Source organism: Mycobacterium sp. IS-3022, from assembly GCF_001500065.1.
GTDB lineage: Bacteria > Actinomycetota > Actinomycetes > Mycobacteriales > Mycobacteriaceae > Mycobacterium.
In genome coordinates this window covers 44,044-64,944 of the sequence record NZ_LQIN01000012.1, presented here as the reverse complement: position 1 = coordinate 64,944, position 20,901 = coordinate 44,044, and the positions used below count along the sequence as shown (strand labels likewise).

The 20,901-nt window shown below is 65.7% G+C and carries 21 protein-coding genes and 2 pseudogenes; 5 read left to right on the top strand and 18 right to left on the bottom strand.

Features of this window, described 5'->3' with window-relative positions; all coding sequences use genetic code 11:
* Positions 1-17 precede the first annotated feature (17 nt).
* Genes AU188_RS09650 through AU188_RS09635 form a run of 4 tightly spaced genes read right to left on the bottom strand, consistent with a single transcriptional unit; the run spans position 18 to position 4,061 of the window.
* The gene (locus AU188_RS09650; protein WP_059163512.1) at positions 18-1,079 is read right to left on the bottom strand and encodes a CaiB/BaiF CoA transferase family protein; all 1,062 of its coding nucleotides are present in this window, start codon (positions 1,077-1,079) and stop codon (positions 18-20) included.
* The gene (locus AU188_RS09645; RefSeq protein WP_059163511.1) at positions 1,076-2,032 is read right to left on the bottom strand and encodes an LLM class F420-dependent oxidoreductase; all 957 of its coding nucleotides are present in this window, start codon (positions 2,030-2,032) and stop codon (positions 1,076-1,078) included. Before AU188_RS09645 ends, AU188_RS09650 begins: the two co-directional genes overlap by 4 nt.
* A 29-nt stretch (positions 2,033-2,061) precedes the next feature.
* Positions 2,062-2,484, bottom strand: coding sequence for a cobalamin B12-binding domain-containing protein (locus AU188_RS09640; protein WP_059163510.1), 423 nt, complete (start codon positions 2,482-2,484; stop codon positions 2,062-2,064).
* On the bottom strand, positions 2,484-4,061 hold the full coding sequence (locus AU188_RS09635; protein ID WP_059163509.1) for a methylmalonyl-CoA mutase family protein: 1,578 nt from the start codon (positions 4,059-4,061) through the stop codon (positions 2,484-2,486). The genes AU188_RS09640 and AU188_RS09635 overlap by 1 nt, the downstream gene beginning before the upstream one ends.
* Before the next feature lie 212 nt (positions 4,062-4,273).
* Here AU188_RS09635 and AU188_RS09630 point away from each other — a divergent pair, with 212 nt between their 5' ends.
* From AU188_RS09630 to AU188_RS25735, 5 genes and pseudogenes are all read left to right on the top strand, one after another.
* On the top strand, positions 4,274-5,098 hold the full coding sequence (locus AU188_RS09630) for an SDR family oxidoreductase (protein ID WP_059163508.1): 825 nt from the start codon (positions 4,274-4,276) through the stop codon (positions 5,096-5,098).
* A complete protein-coding gene (locus tag AU188_RS09625; protein WP_059163507.1) occupies positions 5,095-6,597 on the top strand; it encodes a class I adenylate-forming enzyme family protein in 1,503 nt (500 codons plus the stop codon). Before AU188_RS09630 ends, AU188_RS09625 begins: the two co-directional genes overlap by 4 nt.
* Positions 6,598-6,610: 13 nt before the next feature.
* Complete coding sequence (locus AU188_RS09620) at positions 6,611-6,913, top strand: hypothetical protein (protein WP_059163506.1); 303 nt, start codon at positions 6,611-6,613, stop codon at positions 6,911-6,913.
* 13 nt (positions 6,914-6,926) lie between these two features.
* Complete coding sequence (locus AU188_RS09615; protein WP_059163505.1) at positions 6,927-8,372, top strand: adenylate/guanylate cyclase domain-containing protein; 1,446 nt, start codon at positions 6,927-6,929, stop codon at positions 8,370-8,372.
* Positions 8,373-8,613: 241 nt separating this feature from the next.
* Positions 8,614-9,074, top strand: a pseudogene (locus AU188_RS25735) (MFS transporter); the annotation flags it as partial.
* Here AU188_RS25735 and AU188_RS09610 read toward each other — a convergent pair.
* The 14 genes and pseudogenes from AU188_RS09610 to AU188_RS09550 all read right to left on the bottom strand — a co-directional run bounded on the left by AU188_RS09610 (position 8,991) and on the right by AU188_RS09550 (position 20,895).
* Positions 8,991-9,566 carry an isomerase gene (locus tag AU188_RS09610; RefSeq protein ID WP_059163504.1) on the bottom strand — a complete coding sequence of 192 codons (576 nt, stop codon included), beginning with the start codon at positions 9,564-9,566 and terminating at the stop codon, positions 8,991-8,993. The pseudogene AU188_RS25735 and the gene AU188_RS09610 sit on opposite strands and share 84 nt — an antisense overlap.
* Positions 9,566-10,792 carry a cytochrome P450 gene (locus tag AU188_RS09605; RefSeq protein ID WP_059163805.1) on the bottom strand — a complete coding sequence of 409 codons (1,227 nt, stop codon included), beginning with the start codon at positions 10,790-10,792 and terminating at the stop codon, positions 9,566-9,568. Before AU188_RS09605 ends, AU188_RS09610 begins: the two co-directional genes overlap by 1 nt.
* Entirely contained in the window at positions 10,789-11,979 is a 1,191-nt protein-coding gene (locus AU188_RS09600) for a cytochrome P450 (protein ID WP_059163503.1), read from the bottom strand. Before AU188_RS09600 ends, AU188_RS09605 begins: the two co-directional genes overlap by 4 nt.
* The gene (locus tag AU188_RS09595) at positions 11,979-12,395 is read right to left on the bottom strand and encodes a VOC family protein (protein WP_059163502.1); all 417 of its coding nucleotides are present in this window, start codon (positions 12,393-12,395) and stop codon (positions 11,979-11,981) included. The genes AU188_RS09600 and AU188_RS09595 overlap by 1 nt, the downstream gene beginning before the upstream one ends.
* A pseudogene (locus tag AU188_RS09590) lies at positions 12,392-13,440 on the bottom strand (NAD(P)H-dependent amine dehydrogenase family protein). The gene AU188_RS09595 and the pseudogene AU188_RS09590 overlap by 4 nt, the downstream one beginning before the upstream one ends.
* A 13-nt stretch (positions 13,441-13,453) precedes the next feature.
* Positions 13,454-14,503 carry an NAD(P)H-dependent amine dehydrogenase family protein gene (locus tag AU188_RS09585; RefSeq protein ID WP_059163501.1) on the bottom strand — a complete coding sequence of 350 codons (1,050 nt, stop codon included), beginning with the start codon at positions 14,501-14,503 and terminating at the stop codon, positions 13,454-13,456.
* Positions 14,500-15,717, bottom strand: a complete 1,218-nt coding sequence (locus AU188_RS09580) for a cytochrome P450 (RefSeq protein WP_059163500.1) — start codon at positions 15,715-15,717, stop codon at positions 14,500-14,502. The genes AU188_RS09585 and AU188_RS09580 overlap by 4 nt, the downstream gene beginning before the upstream one ends.
* Positions 15,714-16,154, bottom strand: a complete 441-nt coding sequence (locus AU188_RS09575) for a hypothetical protein (RefSeq protein WP_059163499.1) — start codon at positions 16,152-16,154, stop codon at positions 15,714-15,716. Before AU188_RS09575 ends, AU188_RS09580 begins: the two co-directional genes overlap by 4 nt.
* 21 nt (positions 16,155-16,175) lie before the next feature.
* Complete coding sequence (locus AU188_RS09570; RefSeq protein WP_059163498.1) at positions 16,176-16,898, bottom strand: hypothetical protein; 723 nt, start codon at positions 16,896-16,898, stop codon at positions 16,176-16,178.
* Positions 16,895-17,023 (bottom strand): hypothetical protein, encoded by a 129-nt coding sequence (locus tag AU188_RS25730; RefSeq protein WP_286137371.1) that lies wholly within the window; start codon positions 17,021-17,023, stop codon positions 16,895-16,897. Before AU188_RS25730 ends, AU188_RS09570 begins: the two co-directional genes overlap by 4 nt.
* A 17-nt stretch (positions 17,024-17,040) precedes the next feature.
* On the bottom strand, positions 17,041-17,832 hold the full coding sequence (locus AU188_RS09565) for a CbbQ/NirQ/NorQ/GpvN family protein (protein ID WP_059163497.1): 792 nt from the start codon (positions 17,830-17,832) through the stop codon (positions 17,041-17,043).
* Complete coding sequence (locus AU188_RS09560) at positions 17,829-19,358, bottom strand: nitric oxide reductase activation protein NorD (protein WP_059163496.1); 1,530 nt, start codon at positions 19,356-19,358, stop codon at positions 17,829-17,831. Before AU188_RS09560 ends, AU188_RS09565 begins: the two co-directional genes overlap by 4 nt.
* Before the next feature lie 181 nt (positions 19,359-19,539).
* Positions 19,540-20,187 (bottom strand): hypothetical protein, encoded by a 648-nt coding sequence (locus AU188_RS09555; protein ID WP_156426638.1) that lies wholly within the window; start codon positions 20,185-20,187, stop codon positions 19,540-19,542.
* 108 nt (positions 20,188-20,295) lie between these two features.
* Entirely contained in the window at positions 20,296-20,895 is a 600-nt protein-coding gene (locus AU188_RS09550) for a TetR family transcriptional regulator (protein WP_059163494.1), read from the bottom strand.
* Positions 20,896-20,901: the final 6 nt, after the last annotated feature.

Sequence of the window (20,901 nt, the reverse complement as noted above, 5' to 3'; positions counted from 1 at the left end):
CTCAGCGCGACATTGCGTCAGCAACGAAAAGCCGGACCGGGCGCGCCGTGCTCGTCGACGCGTGGCGCGGGCCGGTATTCCGGTTGATAGCCGGCGATCTGGATGGGACTGCGCACCAAGCGGAATTCGCCGGCGGTGACGATCACTTCCGGTGTCTGCTCCAACGCCTCCGGCAGCGTGCGCACCGCGGCGACGGGAATACCGAGCGGCCGAAGCCGCGACTCCCAGGATGCTGCCGTGTCGGCGGCCAGCGCGGTCGCGACCACGGTGAGCACCTCGTCGCGTTCGGCGGCCCTTTCCGCCATCGTCTCGAAGCCCTCGATGCCCGCTTCGGCCGAGAACGCCCGCCAGAAGGCATCATGGGTGATGAACAGCGCCAAATAACCGTCCGCGGTTGCGAACAGTTGCGCCGGAACGTAATACGAGTGCGCCCCATACGGATAGCGCAGTGGCGCAGCACCATCGTTGAGGTAGGCCGAGGCACGATAGTTCAACTGCGAGAGCATCACGTCGCGCAGAGACACGTCGACCTGACCACCGCGGCCGGACACGATCTGGGCCAGCAACCCCAACGCCGCGGCCAACCCGGTCGAGTTGTCCGCGGACGAATACCCCGGCAAGGTGGGCGGCCCGTCGGGATGGCCCGTCATCGCGGCGACACCGGTCGCGGCCTGGATCACGTAGTCGAACGCGGGGTCGTCGCCGCCGTCGAGCCCGAAGCCGGTCATTGCCACACAGACGATGCGTTCGTTGAACTGCCGGAGCGATTCGTATGTCAGGCCGAGCTTCTTGATCGCCGACGGCTTCATGTTCACCAGCAGCGCATGGGATTCCGCGACGAGTTCGGCCAGGTGCCGACGACCGTCATCCGAGCGCAGATCGAGCACGACGCTCTTCTTGTTGCGGTTGAGGCTGGCGAAGTAGCTGTCGCCGACCTGACGCGAGATCTCGCCGCCGGGCGGTTCGATCTTGATGACCTCCGCCCCCAGGTCGGCCAGCAGCATGGTTGCGTACGGGCCGGCCAGCATGACGCCGACCTCGATGATCCGGATGCCCGCCAGCGGACCCGAGTCGGTCACCGTACCGCCTTGGCAAGTTCGGCGATCACCTCGCGCGTGCGGTATTTCGACGCGATCAGTTCGTCGCGGTTCTCGCCGATCGGCAGCAGGCGCACGGAAAGATCAGTGACGCCCGCATCGGCAAACTGCCTGAAGCGGGCCAGGATTGACTCCTCGTCCCCGGCCGCACACAGATCGCCGACATCGCGCGCATCCCCGCGATCGAGGAGGCGCTGATAGTTCGGCGACGTCTCGGCCTCGGCGAGGATGCGATTCGCCCGTTCCTTCGCCGTCTCGATCTCCGAGTTCGCGCACAGGCACACCGGAATTCCCGCGACGATGCGCGGCGCGGGCCGACCGGCTTCCGCGGCGGCCTTGTTGATCTTGGGCGCGATGTGCTCACCGATCGCCTTCTCGTCGGCCATCCACAGCACGGTGCCGTCGGCGCGCTCCCCGGCGATCTGCAGCATGACCGGACCCAGCGCGGCCACCAGGACCGGCAGCGGGCTCTGCGCGCCCAACACCGTCGGATTGTGCACCGAAAAGGTGTCGTTCTCGACATCGACATCGCCGGGCCCGGCGAGCGCCGTGTTGAGCACCTCGAGGTAGTCGCGGGTGTACGCGGCCGGCTTCTCGTAGGGGATGCCAAGCATGTCTCGAACGATCCAGTGGTGCGACGGCCCGACCCCGAGCGCGAGCCGTCCACGGGCCATCGCGTGCACCGACAGTGCCTGGCGCGCGAGCGCGATCGGGTGCTGCGCCTGCAGCGGGACCACCGCGGTGCCCAGCTCGATCTTCGACGTGTGCGCCGCCATCAGCGCAACCATCGTCAGGCAGTCGAAGTCGTTGGGCACCTGCGGCATCCATGCCGTGTCCATGCCCGCGGATTCGGCCCATTCGATATCGGAGACCAGCTTGTCGACCTTGCGGGCCATGTCGCCGCGCTCGGCCCCGATCATCACGCCAAGCCGCATGTCAGTTCTTCCTCCGAGAGTTCAGCAAGTCACTGTGCGCTGACCGTCAATTTGCGCACCTCATCGACCAGCGTGTCGAGCGGTGTGCCGGTCGGAAACACCGCCGCGGCTCCGGCGTCCAGCAGCTTCTGGACATCGCTCTGCGGAATCGTGCCGCCCACGACGACCGCGATATCGCCGGCGTCGGCCGCGCGCAAGGCTTCCACGGTGCGCGTGGTGAGCGCAACGTGCGCGCCCGACAGGATCGAAAGGCCCACCAGCGCAACATCTTCCTGCAACGCGATCGACACGATGTCCTCGATGCGTTGCCGGATACCCGTGTAGATCACTTCGAACCCGGCGTCGCGCAGCGTGCGTGCGACGATCTTGGCGCCCCGGTCATGACCGTCGAGGCCGGGTTTGGCGACCAACACGCGGGCCGGACGGGTCTGAGCGGGAGCGGAGTCGGCCATCAGAACACCACCGGCTGCTGGAATTCGCCCCAGACGGCTTTGAGCGTCGAAACCATCTCACCCACAGTGCAGTACGTGTTGGCGCAGTCGATGAGTTTGTGCATCAGGTTGTCGTCACCTTCGGCGGCGCGAGCCAGGGCCGCCAACGACTCCTTGACCGCCGCGGCGTCGCGCTCGGCCTTGACTTTGGACAGCCGCTTGAGCTGCATATCGCGGCCCTCGGCGTCGAGTTCGTATGTCGCGATCTCCGGCGGCGGTTCATCGGAGACGAACTTGTTGACTCCCACGACCGGTCGCTCACCGGACTCGATCTCCTGGTGGATCTTGAAGGCCTCGTCGGCGATCAGACCCTGCAGATAGCCGTCCTCGATGGCGGCGACCATCCCGCCGTGCCGCTCCAAGTCGTGCATGATCTCGATGATCTTCTCTTCGGTCGCGTCGGTGAGCGCCTCGACGAAGTACGAGCCGCCGAGCGGGTCGGCAACCTTGGTCACGCCGGTCTCGTAGGCGAGGATCTGCTGGGTCCGCAGCGCCAGCGTCGCAGACACCTCGCTCGGCAGCGCGAACGGCTCATCCCACGCCGCGGTGAACATCGACTGCACGCCGCCGAGCACCGCGGCCATCGCCTCGTAGGCGACCCGGACGAGGTTGTTCTGGGCCTGCGGCGCATACAGCGACGCGCCGCCCGCCACACAGCCGAAGCGGAACATCGACGCCTTGTCGGTGCTGGCGCCGTAGCGTTCCCGCACGATCGTCGCCCAGCGGCGACGCCCAGCCCGATACTTGGCGATCTCCTCGAAGAAGTCGCCGTGGGTGTAGAAGAAGAAGGAGATCTGCGGGGCGAACTGATCGATGGTCATGCGGCCGCGCTCGACGACGGTGTCGCAATAGGTGACGCCGTCGGCCAGGGTGAACGCCATCTCCTGAACGGCATTCGCGCCGGCATCGCGGAAGTGCGCACCGGCGACGGAGATCGCGTTGAACCTGGGCACCTCGGCCGCGCAGAACTCGATCGTGTCGGCGATCAGCCGCAGCGACGGTTCCGGCGGCCAGATCCAGGTGCCGCGTGAGGCGTACTCCTTGAGGATGTCGTTCTGGATGGTGCCGGTCAGCTTCGCTCGCGGCACCCCCTTCTTCTCTGCCGCGGCGACATAGAACGCCAGCAGGATCGCGGCGGTGCCGTTGATGGTGAAGCTGGTGCTGATCTTGTCCAGCGGGATGCCGTCGAACAGGATCTCGGCGTCGGCGAGCGTGTCGACCGCGACGCCGACGCGACCGACCTCCTCGCCGTACTCGGGGTCGTCGGAGTCGTAGCCGCACTGCGTGGGCAGATCCAATGCCACCGACAATCCGGTCCCGCCCTGGTCGAGCAGGTAACGATAGCGGCGGTTCGATTCCTCGGCCGTCCCGAATCCCGAATACTGACGAAACGTCCAGGTCTTACCGCGGTACCCGGTCGCGAAGTTGCCGCGGGTGAACGGATAGGTGCCCGGCGGTGGCGGTTCGGTCGCCCGCTCCGACGGCCCGTAGACCGGCTCGAGCGGAATCCCCGACGGGGTCTGTACTGGCTCGCTCATCACTGGATAACGTACTTGCAAAAAATGAGAATGCCAATACCGCTCGCCGCAAACGCGCACCGAGGAAGCGGTGCGGTACTGACTCGAGAGCTCGCGAAGACGCGGTACACAGCGATTATGGCACTTGCGTAAAATGAGAACGTCAATACCGTTGCCCGGCGGTTGTCAGCTAGCATCGTGGGACGACGCAGGTCGCCTGGCTAAGGAGGTCCATGTCCGCCCTCACTGACCGCACGCTGGTCGTCTCCGGCGGCAGCCGCGGCATAGGTCTGGCGATCGCGCTCGCCGCGGCCGCCCGCGGCGCCAACGTCGTGCTGCTGGCCAAGACGGCCGAACCGCACCCCAAGCTGCCGGGCACCGTGCACACCGCCGTCGCGGAGGTCGAGGCCGCCGGAGGCAAGGGCGTGGCGGTGGTGGGCGACGTGCGCAAGGAAGAAGACGTGCAGCGCGCGGTCGACGCGGCCGTCGAACACTTCGGCGGTGTGGACATCGTGGTCAACAACGCCAGCGCCATCGCCACCGAACCGACCGAGCAGTTGGCGGTCAAGAAGTTCGACCTGATGATGGACATCAACGTACGCGGTACGTTCCTGCTCACCAAGGCCGCGCTGCCCTACCTACGCAAGAGCCCCGACGCGCACGTGATCACGCTGGCACCGCCGCTGAACATGAACCCGCACTGGCTGGGCGCGCACCCGTCCTACACGCTGTCCAAGTACGGGATGACCCTGCTTTCGCTGGGATGGGCGCAAGAGTACGCGGATGCGGGCATCGGATTCAGCTGCCTTTGGCCGCAGACCTACATCGCCACCGCCGCGGTCGCCAACGCGCCCGACTTCCAGGCGATGATCGACAGGTCCCGCGATCCGCAGATCATGGGCGACGCGGCGGCGGTGATCCTGTCCCGCCCCGCGTCCGACGTCAACGGCAAATGCTTCATCGACTCCGAACTGCTGAGGCAATCCGGCGTGACGGACCTGTCTCGCTACGGCGGTGGCAACGACCCGATCCTTGATATCTTCGTCGACAAGTCATGAGCATCTCACTGCTGCTCGAGATGGCCTCCTCGAGCAATCCGGACCGGACCGCCGTGGTGTCCGGCGAAATGCGGCTGACCGCAGCAGAATTGAGCGCGCTCGCGGACGGCGGGGCGGGCGTCATCGCCGCTTCGGGCGCGTCCCACGTCGCCTACGTGGGGACTGGCGGCGTCATGCTGCCGCTGCTGTTGTTCGCCTCGGCCAGGGCCGGCGTGCCGGTCACCCCGCTGAACTACCGGCTCAGCGCCGACGGACTGCGTGAGCTGATCGACCGGCTGCCGGCCCCGCTGATCGTGGCCGACACCGAGTACTGCGACGTCGTCGCCGGAGCGGGCAAGGAAGTGATCGGGTCCGAGGAGTTCGTCGCGAGCGCCCGCACCGCCGAACCGGTAGCCGAGTTCGCCGACCCCGAGGACGTCGGCGTCGTGCTGTTCACCTCGGGCACCACGTCACGGCCCAAAGCCGTTGAGCTGACCCACAACAACCTGACCAGCTACATCACCGGCACCGTGGAGTTCGACTCCGCGGCACCCGAGGATGCCGCGCTGATCTGCGTACCGCCGTACCACATCGCCGGTGTCGGTGCCGCGTTGTCCAACCTCTACGCGGGCCGGAAGATGGTGTACCTGCGCCAGTTCGACCCGCATGAGTGGGTGCGCCTGGTGCGCACAGAGGGTGTCACGACGGCCACCGTGGTGCCGACCATGTTGGACCGGATCGTCACGGTTCTCGAGACGGAATCGGTCGACTTGCCCACGCTGCGGAATCTCGCCTATGGCGGATCCAAGGTGGCGTTGCCTCTGGTGCGCAAGGCGCTCGAACTGCTTCCCGACGTCGGTTTCGTCAACGCATACGGGCTCACCGAAACCAGTTCGACCATTGCGGTGCTCGGCCCCGACGACCACCGCGCGGCGCTGGCCTCATCCGACGATGCGGTGCTGCGACGGCTGGGTTCGGTGGGCCAACCCGTGCCCGGCATCGAAGTGCAGATCCGCAACGCCGACGGCGCGGTACTCGGCCGCGGCGAAACCGGTGAACTGTTCGTCCGCGGCGACCAGGTGTCCGGCCGCTACGCCGAGATCGGATCGGTGCTCGATGCCGACGGGTGGTTCCCCACCAAGGACATCGCGATGCTCGACGACGCCGGCTACCTCTTCATCGGCGGCCGTTCCGACGACACGATCATCCGCGGGGGCGAGAACATCGCGCCGGCCGAGATCGAGGATGTGCTCGTCGAGCATCCCGCGGTTCGCGATTGCGCTGTCGTGGGGCCGGAGGATCCGCAGTGGGGTCAGATCATCGTCGCGGTGGTGGTCCCGGCCGACACTCCGGACGGCCCGGCCACACCGGACGCCGACGAGTTGCGCGAGCACGTCCGACGCCAGCTGCGCGGATCGCGGACCCCCGACCGAGTGGTCTTCCGCGACGAGTTGCCGACCAACGCGACCGGCAAAGTGCTCCGTCGGGAACTGATCGCCGAGTTGACAGCCACCAAATAACAAGGAGCTCAACATGTTCAAGAACGGCACACGACTGCAGAGCCAGGTGTGTGACACCCAGGTGATCGTGGTGCGCAGCGCCGAGAGTCTGGACGATCTGCGCGCCGGCGGTGCACCGATGGTGCCGATCGACGCTCAGAAGTCAGCCGACCTCACGATCGACCCGGACTTCGCCGACGGGAACGCGATGGGCAAGCGCTACGTCGACGACACCGGCGCGGAGGTCCTCGTGACCAAGGCCGGTGCGGGCACGTTGAGTATCGGCAGCACTCCCCTGTCGCTCAAAGAAGCCAAGCCGCTACCCGCCAGCGACTGATACTTTCAGCGATGTGAGGCAACGGGGCCTGCTCGTTCGATACGCAGCGGGCTTGGCGTTCGCCTATGTCCTGACGGTCGGGGAAGTCATCGCGATCGTCATGTCGATGACCGGCTGGACGGGGTTGACCACCGAAACCGCCCTCGTGTCGGCGGCGTTGATCGTTGTGGGTACCGCGATCGTGACCGTCGGCGGCGTGCTCATCATCCGGCCCTCGCTGCAATGGCTCGGGTCCCGCGAGCCCACCGACGCCGAACGCCAGGAAACGCTCAAAATCCTTCGCCGCCAGGCGGCGCTCACGGTCACACCGTGGGCGCTCACGGGGGCGGTGCTGATCTTCTGGGACCTCGACGCGGGAGCCGAGGCACAGGCGGTCGTCGGCTCGGCCATACTCTTCGGCACGATCGCGACGGTGTCCACCGGCTTCCTGTTCACATTGCGCCCGCTGCGGCCGGTCTTGGCCGGCGTCACAACGGATTTCACCCGGCTCACCGCGCCAGGAGTGCGTGCCCGGCTGTTGCTCATGTGGACCACATGTACCGCGCTGCCGGGACTGGCGATCGCGGTGCTGCTCATCATGCGTGCACGCGGTTGGATCATCGACAGGGGCGCCCCTATCGAGTTGGCCCTTCTCGTGCTGGCGCTCGTCGCCGTGGTTCTCGGCTTTCGGGCCATGATCCTGGTGTCGATGTCGATCTCCGACCCCGTCCACGAGGTCATCGACGGCATGGCGAAGGTGGAACGCGGGCAAATCGACGCCCGAGTCGAGGTGTACGAGTGGTCGGAGATCGGGCTCCTGCAGAGGGGTTTCAACAGCATGGTCGCCGGCCTGCGCGAACGCGACCGCCTCCGTGACCTTTTCGGCCGCCATGTCGGAGAAGAGGTGGTGCGCCGCGCGGTCGAGGAGAACGAGTCGCTCTCGGGTGACGAACGCGATGTCGCGGTCCTGTTCATCGATCTTGTCGGGTCGACTCGCCTGGCCGCGTCGCACGAACCCCACGAGGTCGCCGAACTGCTCAACGACTTCTTTCGCATCGTCGTGGCCGCCGTGGACGACAAACACGGTCTGGTCAACAAGTTCCAAGGCGACGCGGCGCTCGCCGTGTTCGGCGCGCCGCTGCGCACCGACGATCCGGCGACCGCGGCGCTGGCGACCGCCCGGATGCTCATCACCGAGTTGCGACGCCTGCGCCTCGACTTCGGCCTCGGGGTCTCGGCCGGCCCGGTGTTCGCCGGCAACATCGGCGCGGAGAACCGGTACGAGTACACCGTCGTCGGAGACGCGGTCAACGAGGCGGCGCGGTTGGCCGATCGGGCCAAGGAATTCGACGTACGGGTGCTGTGCTCAGGTGCCGCGCTCGAGCGCGCCAACGAGGCGGAGCGACGCTGCTGGACGGCGCGCGGCTCGGAAACCCTAAGGGGCCGCTCCGCGCCGACGGAGATCTGGTCACCGCGCTGACCGGTGACTTCGGTGTAGTCGGTCGCGCTCGCTGCAACCGCGTGCACCGAAATCACGCGTGGCACACTCTTTTCATGTCGACGGTCTCATCGGGGTGCCGCCGATGCGGGTGGCATTTGGCCAGCTTCATCGGAACGGCCGTCGAGTTCTACTACTTCCTCATGTACGCAACGGCAGCGGCGCTGGTGTTTCCGAAGCTGTTCTTTCCCGACGTGTCGCCGGCGACCGAACTGCTGCTGGGAAGCAGATACTCCTGGTCGCCGGCGCACATCTGCCCCAAGGGGTGTTCGCCTACATCTGTGTGGCCTATCTGGTGTCGTATGCGACGACGGTCGCCGAGATCGACCGCACCCAGGCGCTGTTCGGGGTGGCCGTTGCGGCGGTGGTCGGCGTCGCCATGGCGCCGACGGCCGGCGTGACCGGGTCGCTGTTCAGCCTGGCGTTTGATCCCGACGTGCGCTACAGCGGCGTGTCGATCGGTTACACGCTGTCGCAGGTGGTGGGTTCGGCGTTCGCGCCGACGATCGCCACCGCCCTGTACGCGGCGACGAACACCAGCACTCGATCGTGGCGTATCTGGTTGTGGTGTCGGCGATCTCGGCGGTCGCGGCGTACTTCCTACCGGGTTCGTGGCCGCGTTCGCCGACGGACCAGTCTGACGAACTCGACGATCGAGCGGCGGACCGATTCGAACTCCAGTGACACCAGCAGGGTGTCGACCATCGCGAACGGCAGGGTCGTGACGACCGCGCCGCGGCCGTACTCGATGTGCCAGGACCCCGGATGGATGCTCAGTCCCCGGGCGTGACCCTTCTCCGTACACGTGTGCTCGCCGGGCAACAGCGTGATCGCCGCGGTGTTGTCGGACTCGAGGTCGAAAAAGTCGATGCGGCCCGCCAGCAAGAACTTGTGGATCTGCACCCGCTTATAACGACCCGAAAAGCCTTGAGTACCCGTCGGAGTGCCGAAGATGACAATGTACTCGCGTGGGCTGAAGTAGAGGAAGCGGACTTTGCCGAGTATTCCGCCCGCCCTGCTGCCCACCCAGCGACCCGGTTCGGGATCGATAAGTTCGGGATATTCGTCGGCGAGCAGTTCGATGGCACGCGTGATGAGTTCGCCACCCTCGACCGGCAGCCCGACCACCTGCTGCGCGACCTTGTGCAGGACCGCTGGGTCGATCTTGTACACCATCAGCCGAACTCTATCGGCAAGCTGGTCGGTCCACTCATCCCGAGCAGCGGGCGCCACGGCGCCGGACCGGTGAGTCGTGGGTTCGGCATGCGCGCCGCAAGAATCTTCAGCGCCTCGGCCAGTTCGCGCCGCGCGAGGTTGGCGCCGAGGCAGTAGTGCGCACCGCCCCCGAAGGTGAGTATGGGCGGTGGATCACCACGGGTGATGTCGAAGCGTGTCGGATCGTCGTAGATGGCGGGATCGCGGTTGGCCGCAAATGTGTTGACGAGGATGAAGGCGCCTGCGGGAATCGTGCACTCGCCGATGGTGACGTCCTCGCCCGCGCTACGAAGCGTGCTGCACATCGACGGCGAATGCCGCATCGTCTCCTCGACGGCGTTCATCGCGAGCTCGGGTCGGTCCCGCAGCAGCGCCAACTGCTCCGGGTGATCGCACAGCACCTGCATGGAAGCGCCCAATTGGGTTCGGGTGGTATCTGTTCCGGCCAGCAGGATACTGAAGGCGAGCATGCGTACCTCGGCCGCGTCGAGCCGGTCTCCGTCATGCTCGGCGCGGATCAGCTCGGAGAGCAGATCGTGCGTCAACTCGGCGCGTCGGTGGGCGATCATGTCGTCGATGTACTCGTCGAATGCGTCCCAGGCCCGCAGGACGGCCGGTTCCTCGGCGGCGAGGTCGATGTCGAAGCTGACGACCTTGAAGATGTCTTCAGCCCACTTGGAGAACAACTGCCAGTCCTCCGCCGGCGCGCCGAGCAGCGCACAGATGACCGGGATCGGGTAGGGGCGGGCGATCGCTTCCACGAACTCACACCGGCCATCGGCCTCGACGGCGTCGATGAGTTCGTTGATGACCGCGTGGATGGTGGTGTCCATGCGCGCGGTCGCGCGGGGTGTGAAGGCCCTGGAAACGAGACTGCGCAGTCGCCGGTGCTCGGCGCCCTCCATGCACAGGATGCTGCGCGTCACCCGGTCCCACAGCTCTCCCGATGTCACCCCGTGCGCGGTGAGATGGATGCCTGGTGGGATGCCAAATCGCGGATCCCCCAGAATCGCCCGGGCCAGCTCGTAGGACAGCACTTCCGGCCCGATCGGACCCAGCGCGATAGGCGCCACCTCCTGTGCGGCCCGAAACTGCGGGTAGATCTCCTGCGGCGTCGCGGTGATGTCGTAGGTCAGCGTCGGCAGATCCGCGTCGAAGACACTGGGTTTGGCTGTGTCGATGCTCACGTCACCCCTTCCGCGCTGCAGCGCTTGCGGATCCGGAGGGGCAATGCCGTCAGCGTGCAGGTTGCCGAAGGCCATGTGATCTCCGGGGTGTGGCCGGGCGCCACGTCGAACTCCGGTATTCGCGCGAGCCATTCGGTGACGACGAGCTTCAGTTCCATCCGGGCCAGGTGTGAGCCCAGGCAGCGGTGTGGGCCACCGCCGAATCCCCAGTGTTTGTGCAGCTTTCCGTCGAGCACGAAGTCGTCGGTCGACGTTGCGTCGTTGCCGTCGCGGTTGACGGCGCCGACGCACAACCGCACCTGCGCACCGGCTGGCAAGGTGACACCCGCGACGGTCACCGGCCGTGTCGTGACCCGCCCGACGATGGGCGCCGCCGGTTCCAGCCTGATCATCTCCTCGACGAAAACCGCGATTCCGTCCGGGTTTCCCCGCAGCGCGCGACGCAGGTCGGGGCGCCGCGCCAACTCCAGCAGGGTGGTGCCGATGGTCGAGGTAACGGTGTCGAGGCCGGCGAGGACGAAAACCAGCGACAGCCCGGTCGCTTCGGCGTCGGTCAGCGGCTCATCGCCGTGAAGAAGCTGCGAGAGGATGCCCTCCTGCGCCTGACGTCGCTGGCGGTCGACGGCCTCGGTGAGATAGGTGTACAACTCCACGGCCGGAGTCAGATCGACGCTTTCGGGGTCCGTGGTCAGGCTGAATGCGATGATCGCGTCCTTCCATGCGATGAGACGCTCCCTGTCTTCGAGCGGCAGGCCGAACAGCGTGAGGAACACCTGCGATGGGTACGGCGTCGCCAGGTCGGCCATCACCTCGCATTCGTCGCGCTCGGCGATGCCGTCGATGATCTCGACCGCCTGCGCCTGCAGCGACGGCAGCAGCAAACTGAGGGTCTGCGGGCTGAAGAACGGGTGCAGGATTCTGCGGTACCGCGTGTGGTCGGGCGGGTCGAATCCCAGCGGCACCAGCGGCACCGGGCTGATCATGTCGTCGTAGCCGATCCTGGACGAGAAGGTGCCCGGATCTCGAAGTGCGGCAAGGACATCCTCTCGTCGCGTCAGGTAGTACCACCCGTCGCCCTGCAGCACCGGGCCGAGTCCGCGGAGTTTGGCCCAGCCCGCGCCGCGGTCGCGCGACATCGGCAGGTCCTCGTAGCGAACGTGCGGCAGGTTCGCCAGTGGTGCGGTCATCAGACGTTCGTCGCCAGAAAAGTCAGCGGCAGGCCGAAGACCGATAACTCGACCTCGTCGAGGTACGAGCCCTCACCCGAAAAGCTCTGCCGGAAGCGCGTCGTCGACCCGTACCGCTCGGTCAGGGATTCGGCGGCCGACGCCTGCGGCACGCGTAGCACCACCGTGTAGACGCCGTCGCCGTTGCGGTCGAGGAAGTCGGTCACCGAGGTCGCCACCTGGGCGGTTGAACCGGGAATGGGACTGATCAACTCCAGTCCTCCCGCCCAGTCGAGTTGCACGGCCACGCCGAGTTCGGTCAGTTCGGCGCCGTCGAAGCAGAAGCCCAGTTCGGTGAACATCTGCGCAACCGTGGCCCGGCGTTCCTGAGCCACCGCGAAGACGACGTGGTGCAGTCGGGAGCGTGCCTCTGTCATTTGCGTACCAGGCCACGCGGTTTGATCAATCCGAGGTCGAGGTGGGTGAGCCACCCCGGTTCCGCGTCGCACACGTCGGGGATCGCGTTGATCGCACCCATCGCGGTCCAGGTGTAACCCGGGTGCGTCATCGATCCGTCGGGTTGCTCGACGCCCTGCAGGATGAGTTCGGTCGGCGGATCTCCCTCGATGGCGATCCGGTATCGCGTCTTGCCCAGCTCCCACGCCGGCTCGAGCTTGTCCGATGTGGTGGTGGTGTAGATCGCGTGGAAGACGATGAACGGCCGGCCGTCGACCCATGCTGTCCATTCGTGCTGCTGCGCGGCAACGGTGTCGCGGGGAATCGCACCCAGTTCGTGCACGATGTCCTCGGTGGCCAGGGCGGCTTTAACGTCCGCGGCGGTCACGTTGTCGATCGTGACACCGAGACCGTCGGCGATCATGTACATCGACTGCGCGAAGAACGGCACGCCGAGCCCGAGAATCGTTGGCTCGGTGAGGAACGCGTCTCTGTTTTTGCCGAAGCCCAGCCAGTCGATGTGATCGAGAGGTGCGTCGGCGAGGACGTTGACCACCTCCTCGACCACGATCCTGTCGATTCGGCTCGCCACTCTGGCCAGCGTGAGGGGCATGATGTCACCGGCATAGCCGGGGTGGATACCGCCCGCGTGGAACGAGGTACCGCCGTCGCGGCAGGCCGCGCGGATCTTCTCGCCGTCGGCGGCGAAATCTGGTGACGGGTAGAAGAAGCCGCTTGTGGTGACGACGTTCGCAGGAGTCGGCACACGGTTTCGGTGTCCATGATCACGGGTGTGTAGAACACGCAGTCGGCGTCCATGGCGATGACGGCTTCGACGTCGTCGGTGGCGGGCACGCCGATCGGCGCGATGCCCGCGATCTCGCCGGCGTCCTTACCGACTTTCTCGGGGTTATGCACGAGCACGCCGACCAGGTCGTACACCGGGTTGTCGGCGAAATGCCGGACGCCGACCTGCCCGACATCGCCCGTCATCCACTGGATCACACGGTAGGTCCGGTCGGGCATCATCTGCTCTCCTTCAGAGTGCGAGCACGCCGCGTGGCAGCAGCAGCGGCAGGTCGTTGTATGTCGCGATACCGGGATCGGCGGCGACGACGGCCGGGATCGCGGTGATCGCCGGCATGGCGGTGATGGTGAGGCCGAGCATGATGAAGTCGTCGAGGGTTTCGGCATTGAAGTCCGGCGGCGGTTCGAAACTCAACGTGCTCTTTATCGTCGGCCTGCCCTCGACGGTGACGGTGTAACCGAACGTCGTCGACCACGTCGGTTGCAGCGACTGTCCTTTCGTCCATACGCCACGGACCTCGATGATGTCCCGACCGGCGACGTAGCCCTTCCACCGGACGTCGATGCCCGCGACGCAGCCGGCAGCTATCGTCCAGTCGCCGGGGAGTTCGAGATCCTCGGTGGTCTGGGCATACTCGACCTCGCACCGCACGTCGTCGAGTTCGGCACCGAGCGCGTCGGCGACCAGCAGCACGGCCTCGCGGAAGATGCCCGACCCCTTCGCGGTGATCGCCGGCAGGTCGGGGTCGTCGACGGGATGGCCGAATCCCATCGGAATCTCGGTGGCGGGCGAGTTGTAGATGCTGGTGTCGAAGGACTCGAGGATCGAGATCCGGTCGACGCGATCGGAGAGGCCGGCTGTCACCACCGCGAACAGTTGGATGAATCCCGGGTTGATGCCGCTGCCGAAGATCGTGGCGCCACCACGGTCACAGGCCTCGCGGATGCGGTCACGGCGCTCCCCCAGTTGGTGGCCGGTGATGAACTCCGACGTGGTCACCACGTTGACGCCTGCGGCCAGGATGCGCACCACCTCGTCGACGTCGGCGAACATCGGGTTGTACACCACGCAGTCCGGTTTCAGCGCCAGCAGCGCGTCGACGTCGTCCGTCGCCGTCACCCCCAGCGGTCCGATGCCGCAGAGGGCACCGACGTCCTTGCCGACCTTGTCCGGCGACCAGGCGTAACATCCGACGAGCTCCAGATCGGTGTTGGCCGCGATCGCATGCACAGACTTCTTGCCGACGTTGCCCGTCGTCCACTGCACGACGCGATAAGTCACGAGCGCCGCTCCTTCGGGCTGAATACCACTGGAATGCTGCGGTACCCGCGGGTGACGGAGTTGCCGTGGAAAACCGGATCGGCGTTGGGCGCCAACCGGTAGTCGGGCATCCGCGACAGCACTTGCTCGAGAGCGACGCTGAACTCCAGCCGAGCGAGATTCGAACCCAGGCAGCGGTGTACGCCCGCGCCGAATCCGAGGTGCCGGTTCGCTTGTCGATCGAGGATGCAGCGGTCGGGATCTGGGAACTGCTGCGGGTCGCGATTGGCCGAAGCGTAGTTGACGATCACCGATTCGCCCGGACAGAAGGTATGGCCGCTGATCTCGACGTCGTCGACGACGGTGCGAGGGATCCCATGGATCGACCCCGCGTACCGGATGAACTCCTCGACGGCTCTCGGCAGTAGCTCCGGTTCATCGATGAGCCGGCCACGGTCATCGGGATGCGTTGCGAGGTAGTGCAGCGCGAACGACATCGCGCTCGAGGTGGTCTCGAGACCGGCCTGCACCAACAACATCGCGTTGGCGACTGCATCTTGGAACGGCAGCTTCTCACCGTCGATCTCAGCCGAAAGAAGGACGCCGATCATGTCGTCCCGCGGCGGCTGTGCGGTGCGGGCGGTCATCGCACGGTGAAGATGCTGATACAACCCCGCGTTGGCGGCCATACGGGCTTCCTCGGTGCCGCCGCTGAGCGCAGCGTCGGTCAGTTCGACGCACAGCGGGACATCGTCGACCGCCATTCCGAGGACGTACTTGAAGAAGACGGTTCCGGGCTGACGCCATGCGACCTCGGCGAGGTCACCGACGCCGTCTTCGATGAACGCGTCGATCAATCGGTCGGTCTCGGCTCGGATCTGCGGTCGCAGCGCCTTCATCCGCGCCGGTGAGAAGTAGGGATTGAGAACCTTGCGGAACTTCTGTTGCCGCGGAGGATCCATGACGACGAGCAGTTCGCCGGGGAGTCGTTCGGCGTCCTTGGGGACCGGGTTGCTCGAAAAGTGTTGCCAGTCCTGCAAGATGCGGTGGCACTCCGCGTACCGCGTCGCCACCCACGCGCCGCCGGGGGTAGCGGACAGGAACGGTGTGTCGGTGTGGGCGAACGGCGCGTTGCGCCGCATCACCGAGTAGACGTCGTACAGGAAGTCGTTGTCGCCGAAGTCCTCGTGGCGAAGGTTCCAGTTTCGTGCGTGTTCCTCGAGCGACTTGGTCACGGAGACGCTGCGCCTCGTTGTTGTTCTGCTGCCTGCCTCGCCTCTCTTTCCTGATGGATGCGGACCAGTTCGCGGAAGCCGATCCTGTCGTATTTCGGCACCGGTTGAATGCCCCATTCGTCTTGAGCGGTGTCCTTGCCTTCAGCACCCTCGGGAGGACCCAGGGGCGGGTAAGGAACCTTGCACTCCAAGGTGTCGTCGGAATAGCGGACTTTGAGAAGTTCGCTGCAGATCTCGGTGAGGGTCAGTGTGGGATAGCCGTAATACACCGCCATGAAGGGCAGCGTGAACGCCCCCTCGATCACCAGCGCGACCAGACACACCAGTACCGCACGTTTGATGTAGCGGTGCATCCGCGCGTAGTACGGCGTGGTGCCCGGTGGCAGATCGTCCTTTTGTTCTTCGGTTGATTCCGATGCAGGCGAAGAGGTTGTCATGGCTCGGCTCCTTGAACCCGTTCAGTCGGAGAAGATTTCGCGGTTGACCGTGTGCAGATACGGAATGGCTAGGAATGGCGTGATGTAGAAGATGTCGTACAGCCACCAGCCGATGACCGGGAAGACGACCCCGGCGTAACGCACATCGGCGTACATCGTCATGTTGAACACATACAGGCACCAGATGAGCACCCCCATCCAGCAGGTGATGATCATCCACTGGTGGCCCCAGCGCTTCATCTGCAGGAAGCCGATCGCGGCGGCGCACCGCATCGCGAAGACCGTCAGGATCATCCCGAACACCATGGACTTCTCGCCCGGCCCGGCGGCGCCGCCCACCCACGCTTCGTTGTAGTGCCAGAAGTAGCCGGCGTCGAACATCGCACCCCAGCCGACCATCAGCACGCGGTTGATCAACGTGTGGTTGGCCACCAGGTCCAGCGCCCAGCCGAGGCTGTTGAGCATGCCGTCGATCAGCACGAGATAGCCGATCAGGGTGACGATCATCGGCCGCATCGACAGCCCGGCGCGGGCCGCCTGGCGCTGTAGCCACACCCCGCGCAGAAAGATCGGCAATCCGAAGATGCCCGGGGCCCACATGCCCATCAGCCCGGCGCCGACGATCATCCACTTGTCCGCCCGGCGTTGCGCGAGGCGGGATTCTTCGTCGTGTCCCTCGAGGCTGATCGACCCGTCGAGCGGAACCGGCGCTTTGGACCGACGGTTCAGGAGCGGCAGGTTCACAATTCCCACCACCCCCGGGCGAAGGACATGTAGAGCTGAATCCCGAACATCGTGGCCAGATACCCGTAGATGACGATCTGCAGAATGATGAGCGCCTTCTTGCGCTTCCGCTCTTTCTGATCCATGGTGTCGGACTCCCTTCCTAACCGGAGGTGCTCGGAGCTTCGGTGGCCAGGCTGGCCACGGCGACTTCCCGCAAGCCGTCGGTGATGGCGCCGTCGGTGGACAGCGGCGCCAGGATGCAAGCCTCAGCGGCCTCCAATTCGGTTGCGCCGGCGACGATCAGCTGCGCAGCGGTCACCAGCACGCGGGTGGAGGGTGGTTCGAAGTGGAACGCCTCGTCGGCGGTGCGGATCGCGGTGGCGCATTGCACGAGCCGGGTCGCAGTCGCAAGCTCGACACCCGCTTCGGCGACGATCACGTCGGCTTCCCGGTCTGGCGCCAGGTATCGCATGGGCAGCGTCACAAAGCGCTGCCGGAAGGACGGCTTGAGGTCTTTCAGCGAGCTGCGATAGGCGGGGTTGTACGAGCACACCAGCATGAAGGTGTCCGGTGCCTGGACCACCTCACCGGCCCGGTCCAGATACAGCGCGCGCCGGTGGTCGGTCAACGAGTGCAGGATGGCCAACGAGTCGTGGCGCGCCTCCACCACCTCGTCGAGATAGCAGATGGCACCGGCCTTCACGGCCCGGGTGAGCGGTCCATCGGTCCAGACCACATCGCCGCCGGTGACCATGAACCTGCCGACCAGATCGGAACTCGTCAGGTCATCATGGCAGCTGATCGTCACGACCGGCCGCTGAAGCAGGACGCCCATGTGCTCGACGAGGCGGGTCTTACCGCAGCCCGTCGGCCCGGTGAGCATCACCGGCAGGCGCTGCTGATACGCCTGCTCGAACAGTTGCACCTCGTTGGCGTTCGCGTAATAGTTCATGCGGCCACCAACTCGCGATGGACGTGGGCAAGCACTCGCGGAAGCTCCTCGACTCGTCGGATTCGTTGTGAGCGGCGAGGTCCGAAGACCTCCGGCAGAGGGTCCACGCGGGTCGGCCCGACTCCGACGTAATAGATGCTCACGCCTGCCTCGTTGGCTTCCTCCACCGCATGCGCGGCGTCGGCCCAGGCGTAGCGGCCCTCATACCCCTCGTCGGAGATCAATCCGTCGCCGATGACGATGAGCAGGCGACGCTCGGAGGGTTGCGCCAGCAGCCGGGAGGTCAGGTGGCGCAACGGCGCACCGAGCCGGGTGTATCCGCCCGTGGACAGCCCGAGACGGCCGGGCGGCACGAACCTTCGGTCCTCGAAGTCCTTGAGGCAGTTGACCTCGACGCGGTGCCGCGTGTTGCCGGTGAACACGAAGATGCCATGGCGCTCGCGAGCGAGTGTCATCGCACGCGATAGCGCGTCTGCGCAGGCCAATTCGAGCTTGAATATCCGGCCGCCGTGGACACCCAACGACGAGCTGCCGTCCAGCAGCAGGGCGGTGGTCACGTCCCGGTTGCTCGGCAGCAGCTCGCGGAAGATCCGCGGCTCGATCGCCTCGCCGGTCGTCAGGTCGATGTAATGCTCGACGTACTGGGCGACGTCCAGATCGGAGCCGTCCTCCAGCCGGTTCTTCATCGTGCGGTGCGTGTGTTCCTCGAACCACTTCCGCAGCTCGGCCGACGCCGATTCCGGCTCCCGGGTGCGCGATGCGTGGACCTTCTCGAGGACCGCGACGTGGTCGCGCATGAAACTCTCGGTCCACGCGTTCCACTCGGGATAGGGGATGCCCGGCCGGTGGTCGGGAGTGATGTCGAGATCGTTGTCCTGCGGCCGGCTCGGCGGAGGCAGATTGGGGTTGCGGATGCCGCCGTCCCCTCCGAGGGGGATGGAATAGGGCCGCGGCAGCCGCTTCTGCGATGTGGTCCACGGCATCCTGCCGAGTGTGCGCCGCAGCTTGTCCGAGATGCCTTGCGGAGCCGTGTATGCCAGCGGAAGACGCCCCAATAGCGGATGGACATTCAACGGCTGTCCGGTGCGCGCCAAACCGATCGCGTGGTTGAGCATCGCCATCGCGTCGAGGTCGCCGTCGAGCACGTCGATATCACCGAGCACTCGCTGGATCTCCGGCACCAGGCCGGGCCAGCGTTCGTAAACCCAGCCCAGGGCGACGCGTGCCTCGACGACCGTCACCGCGCGCAGTTCACGTGCCGACAGTTCGTTGAGCCGGTATTCGACAAGCCGGTCCTTTGACGGTGAGCATTGCAGTGCGACACCGCATGTCAGCGTTCTACGGGTCCAGTCACTGCCGATCGGATATGGCACATGTACGAAGTCCAATGCCACGCTCAAGCTGAATGCGCGGTGTTCACCCGTCACGAGGCGAACGCCCTCGCGCCGTTGGCCGCTCAAGGCAACGGCGGTCACCGCGCAACTGCGCTCCACCGCCATCGCGTGCGCATCGGAAAGTTCAGCCATCGATTCTCCGGCAGCTCAAAAGGTTCCGATGTTGGAGAACATCCAGTACCAGAACCAGATGATCAGGCCGGTACCGCCCCAGGCGGCGACGTAACGAAGTATCTCCCAGATCCAGTCCACCAGTGCGGCCTCCTTATGGGCGCGTTATCCCGTGAATACTGACTTAAGTCACTGAGTGTAGTCAATCAGAGAAGATCTCGCGGTTCACCGAGTGCAGGTAGGGAATCGCCAGGAACGGCGTGATGTAGAAGATGTCGTACAGCCACCAACCGACGACGGGGAATATCGTGCCCGCATAGCGCACGTCGGCGTACATCGTCATGTTGAACACATACAGACACCAGATGAGCACCCCCATCCAGCAAGTGACGATCATCCACTGATGGCCCCACCTTTTCATCTGCAGGAAGCCGATCCCGGCGGCGATCCGCATCGTGAAGACGGTGAGGATCATGCCGACCTCCATCGCCTTCTCCCCCGGGCCGGAAGCGCCGCCCAGCCACAGCTCGTTGTAGTGCCAGAAGTAGCCGGCGTCGAACATCGCTCCCCAGCCGTTCAACAGGATTCGCGCCAGAATGGTGTGGTTGGCCACGAGGTCGAGTGCCCAACCCACGGTGTTGATCGCGGCGTCGATGATGACCAGATAGCCGATGAGCGTGACGATCATCGGGCGCACCGACAGCCCTTCGCGCTGAGCTTTGCGCAGCAGCCAAACGCCTCGCAGGAAGAGTGGAAGGCCGAAGACGCCGAGCGCCGCGGTTCCGATGAGGAGGCTGCCACAGATGAGCCACTTGTCGGCCTGGCGCTGCGCCAGCCGCGAGCGCTCCATGTGCTCGTCCAGACCGCTGCCGGTGGCGGGAATTGTCCGCAGAGTCAAGGCATCCTCCTGGGAATCAGCTCCTTGAGCATTGCAGGAAGACTGACCTCAGTCAATGAGTTAGCGCGCCTCGATACCGCGAAGGGTCCTCGCGACGTAGTCCTCGAGCATCGTTCCCTGCGTCGGCCAGTTGTGTGTGGTCGTCAACAAGGCATAGAGGCCGAGCAGGAAAAACACTGCGCTGTTCATCGGATTGACGTCCGCGGCGACCTCGCCGCGCTGCTGCGCACGCCCGATCTCGTCAGCGACCCGGACGATGACCGGATGCTCGGTGCTCTCATCGACAGGTCGGGTCTGCGAGAAGTGCAATGCGAGGAAGTCCCTGAACAACAGCGAACCAAGGCGGCGCTCCAGGCCGAGGACGAGGCGCACGGCCTCGCCCAGAATGGCTTCGAGATCACGTGTCGCATCGACGTAGCGACCCAGCTGTTTGGCGATGCGCTCCTCCTCGCGGCGCTCCAGCTCGAGCAGCACGTGTTCCTTGGTCGGGAAGTGAAAGAAGAAGGTGCCGTGGGCAACCCCCGCTGCGGCCACGATGGCGCCGACGTCGGCCGCCGCGATGCCCGACCGCTTGAACTCGGCAATCGCCGCGCCCATCAGCCGCTCGCGTGTCTGCAGGCGCTTGGCCTCGCGTGCCGAGGGTTTGTCCACCACCGCCATGAACTG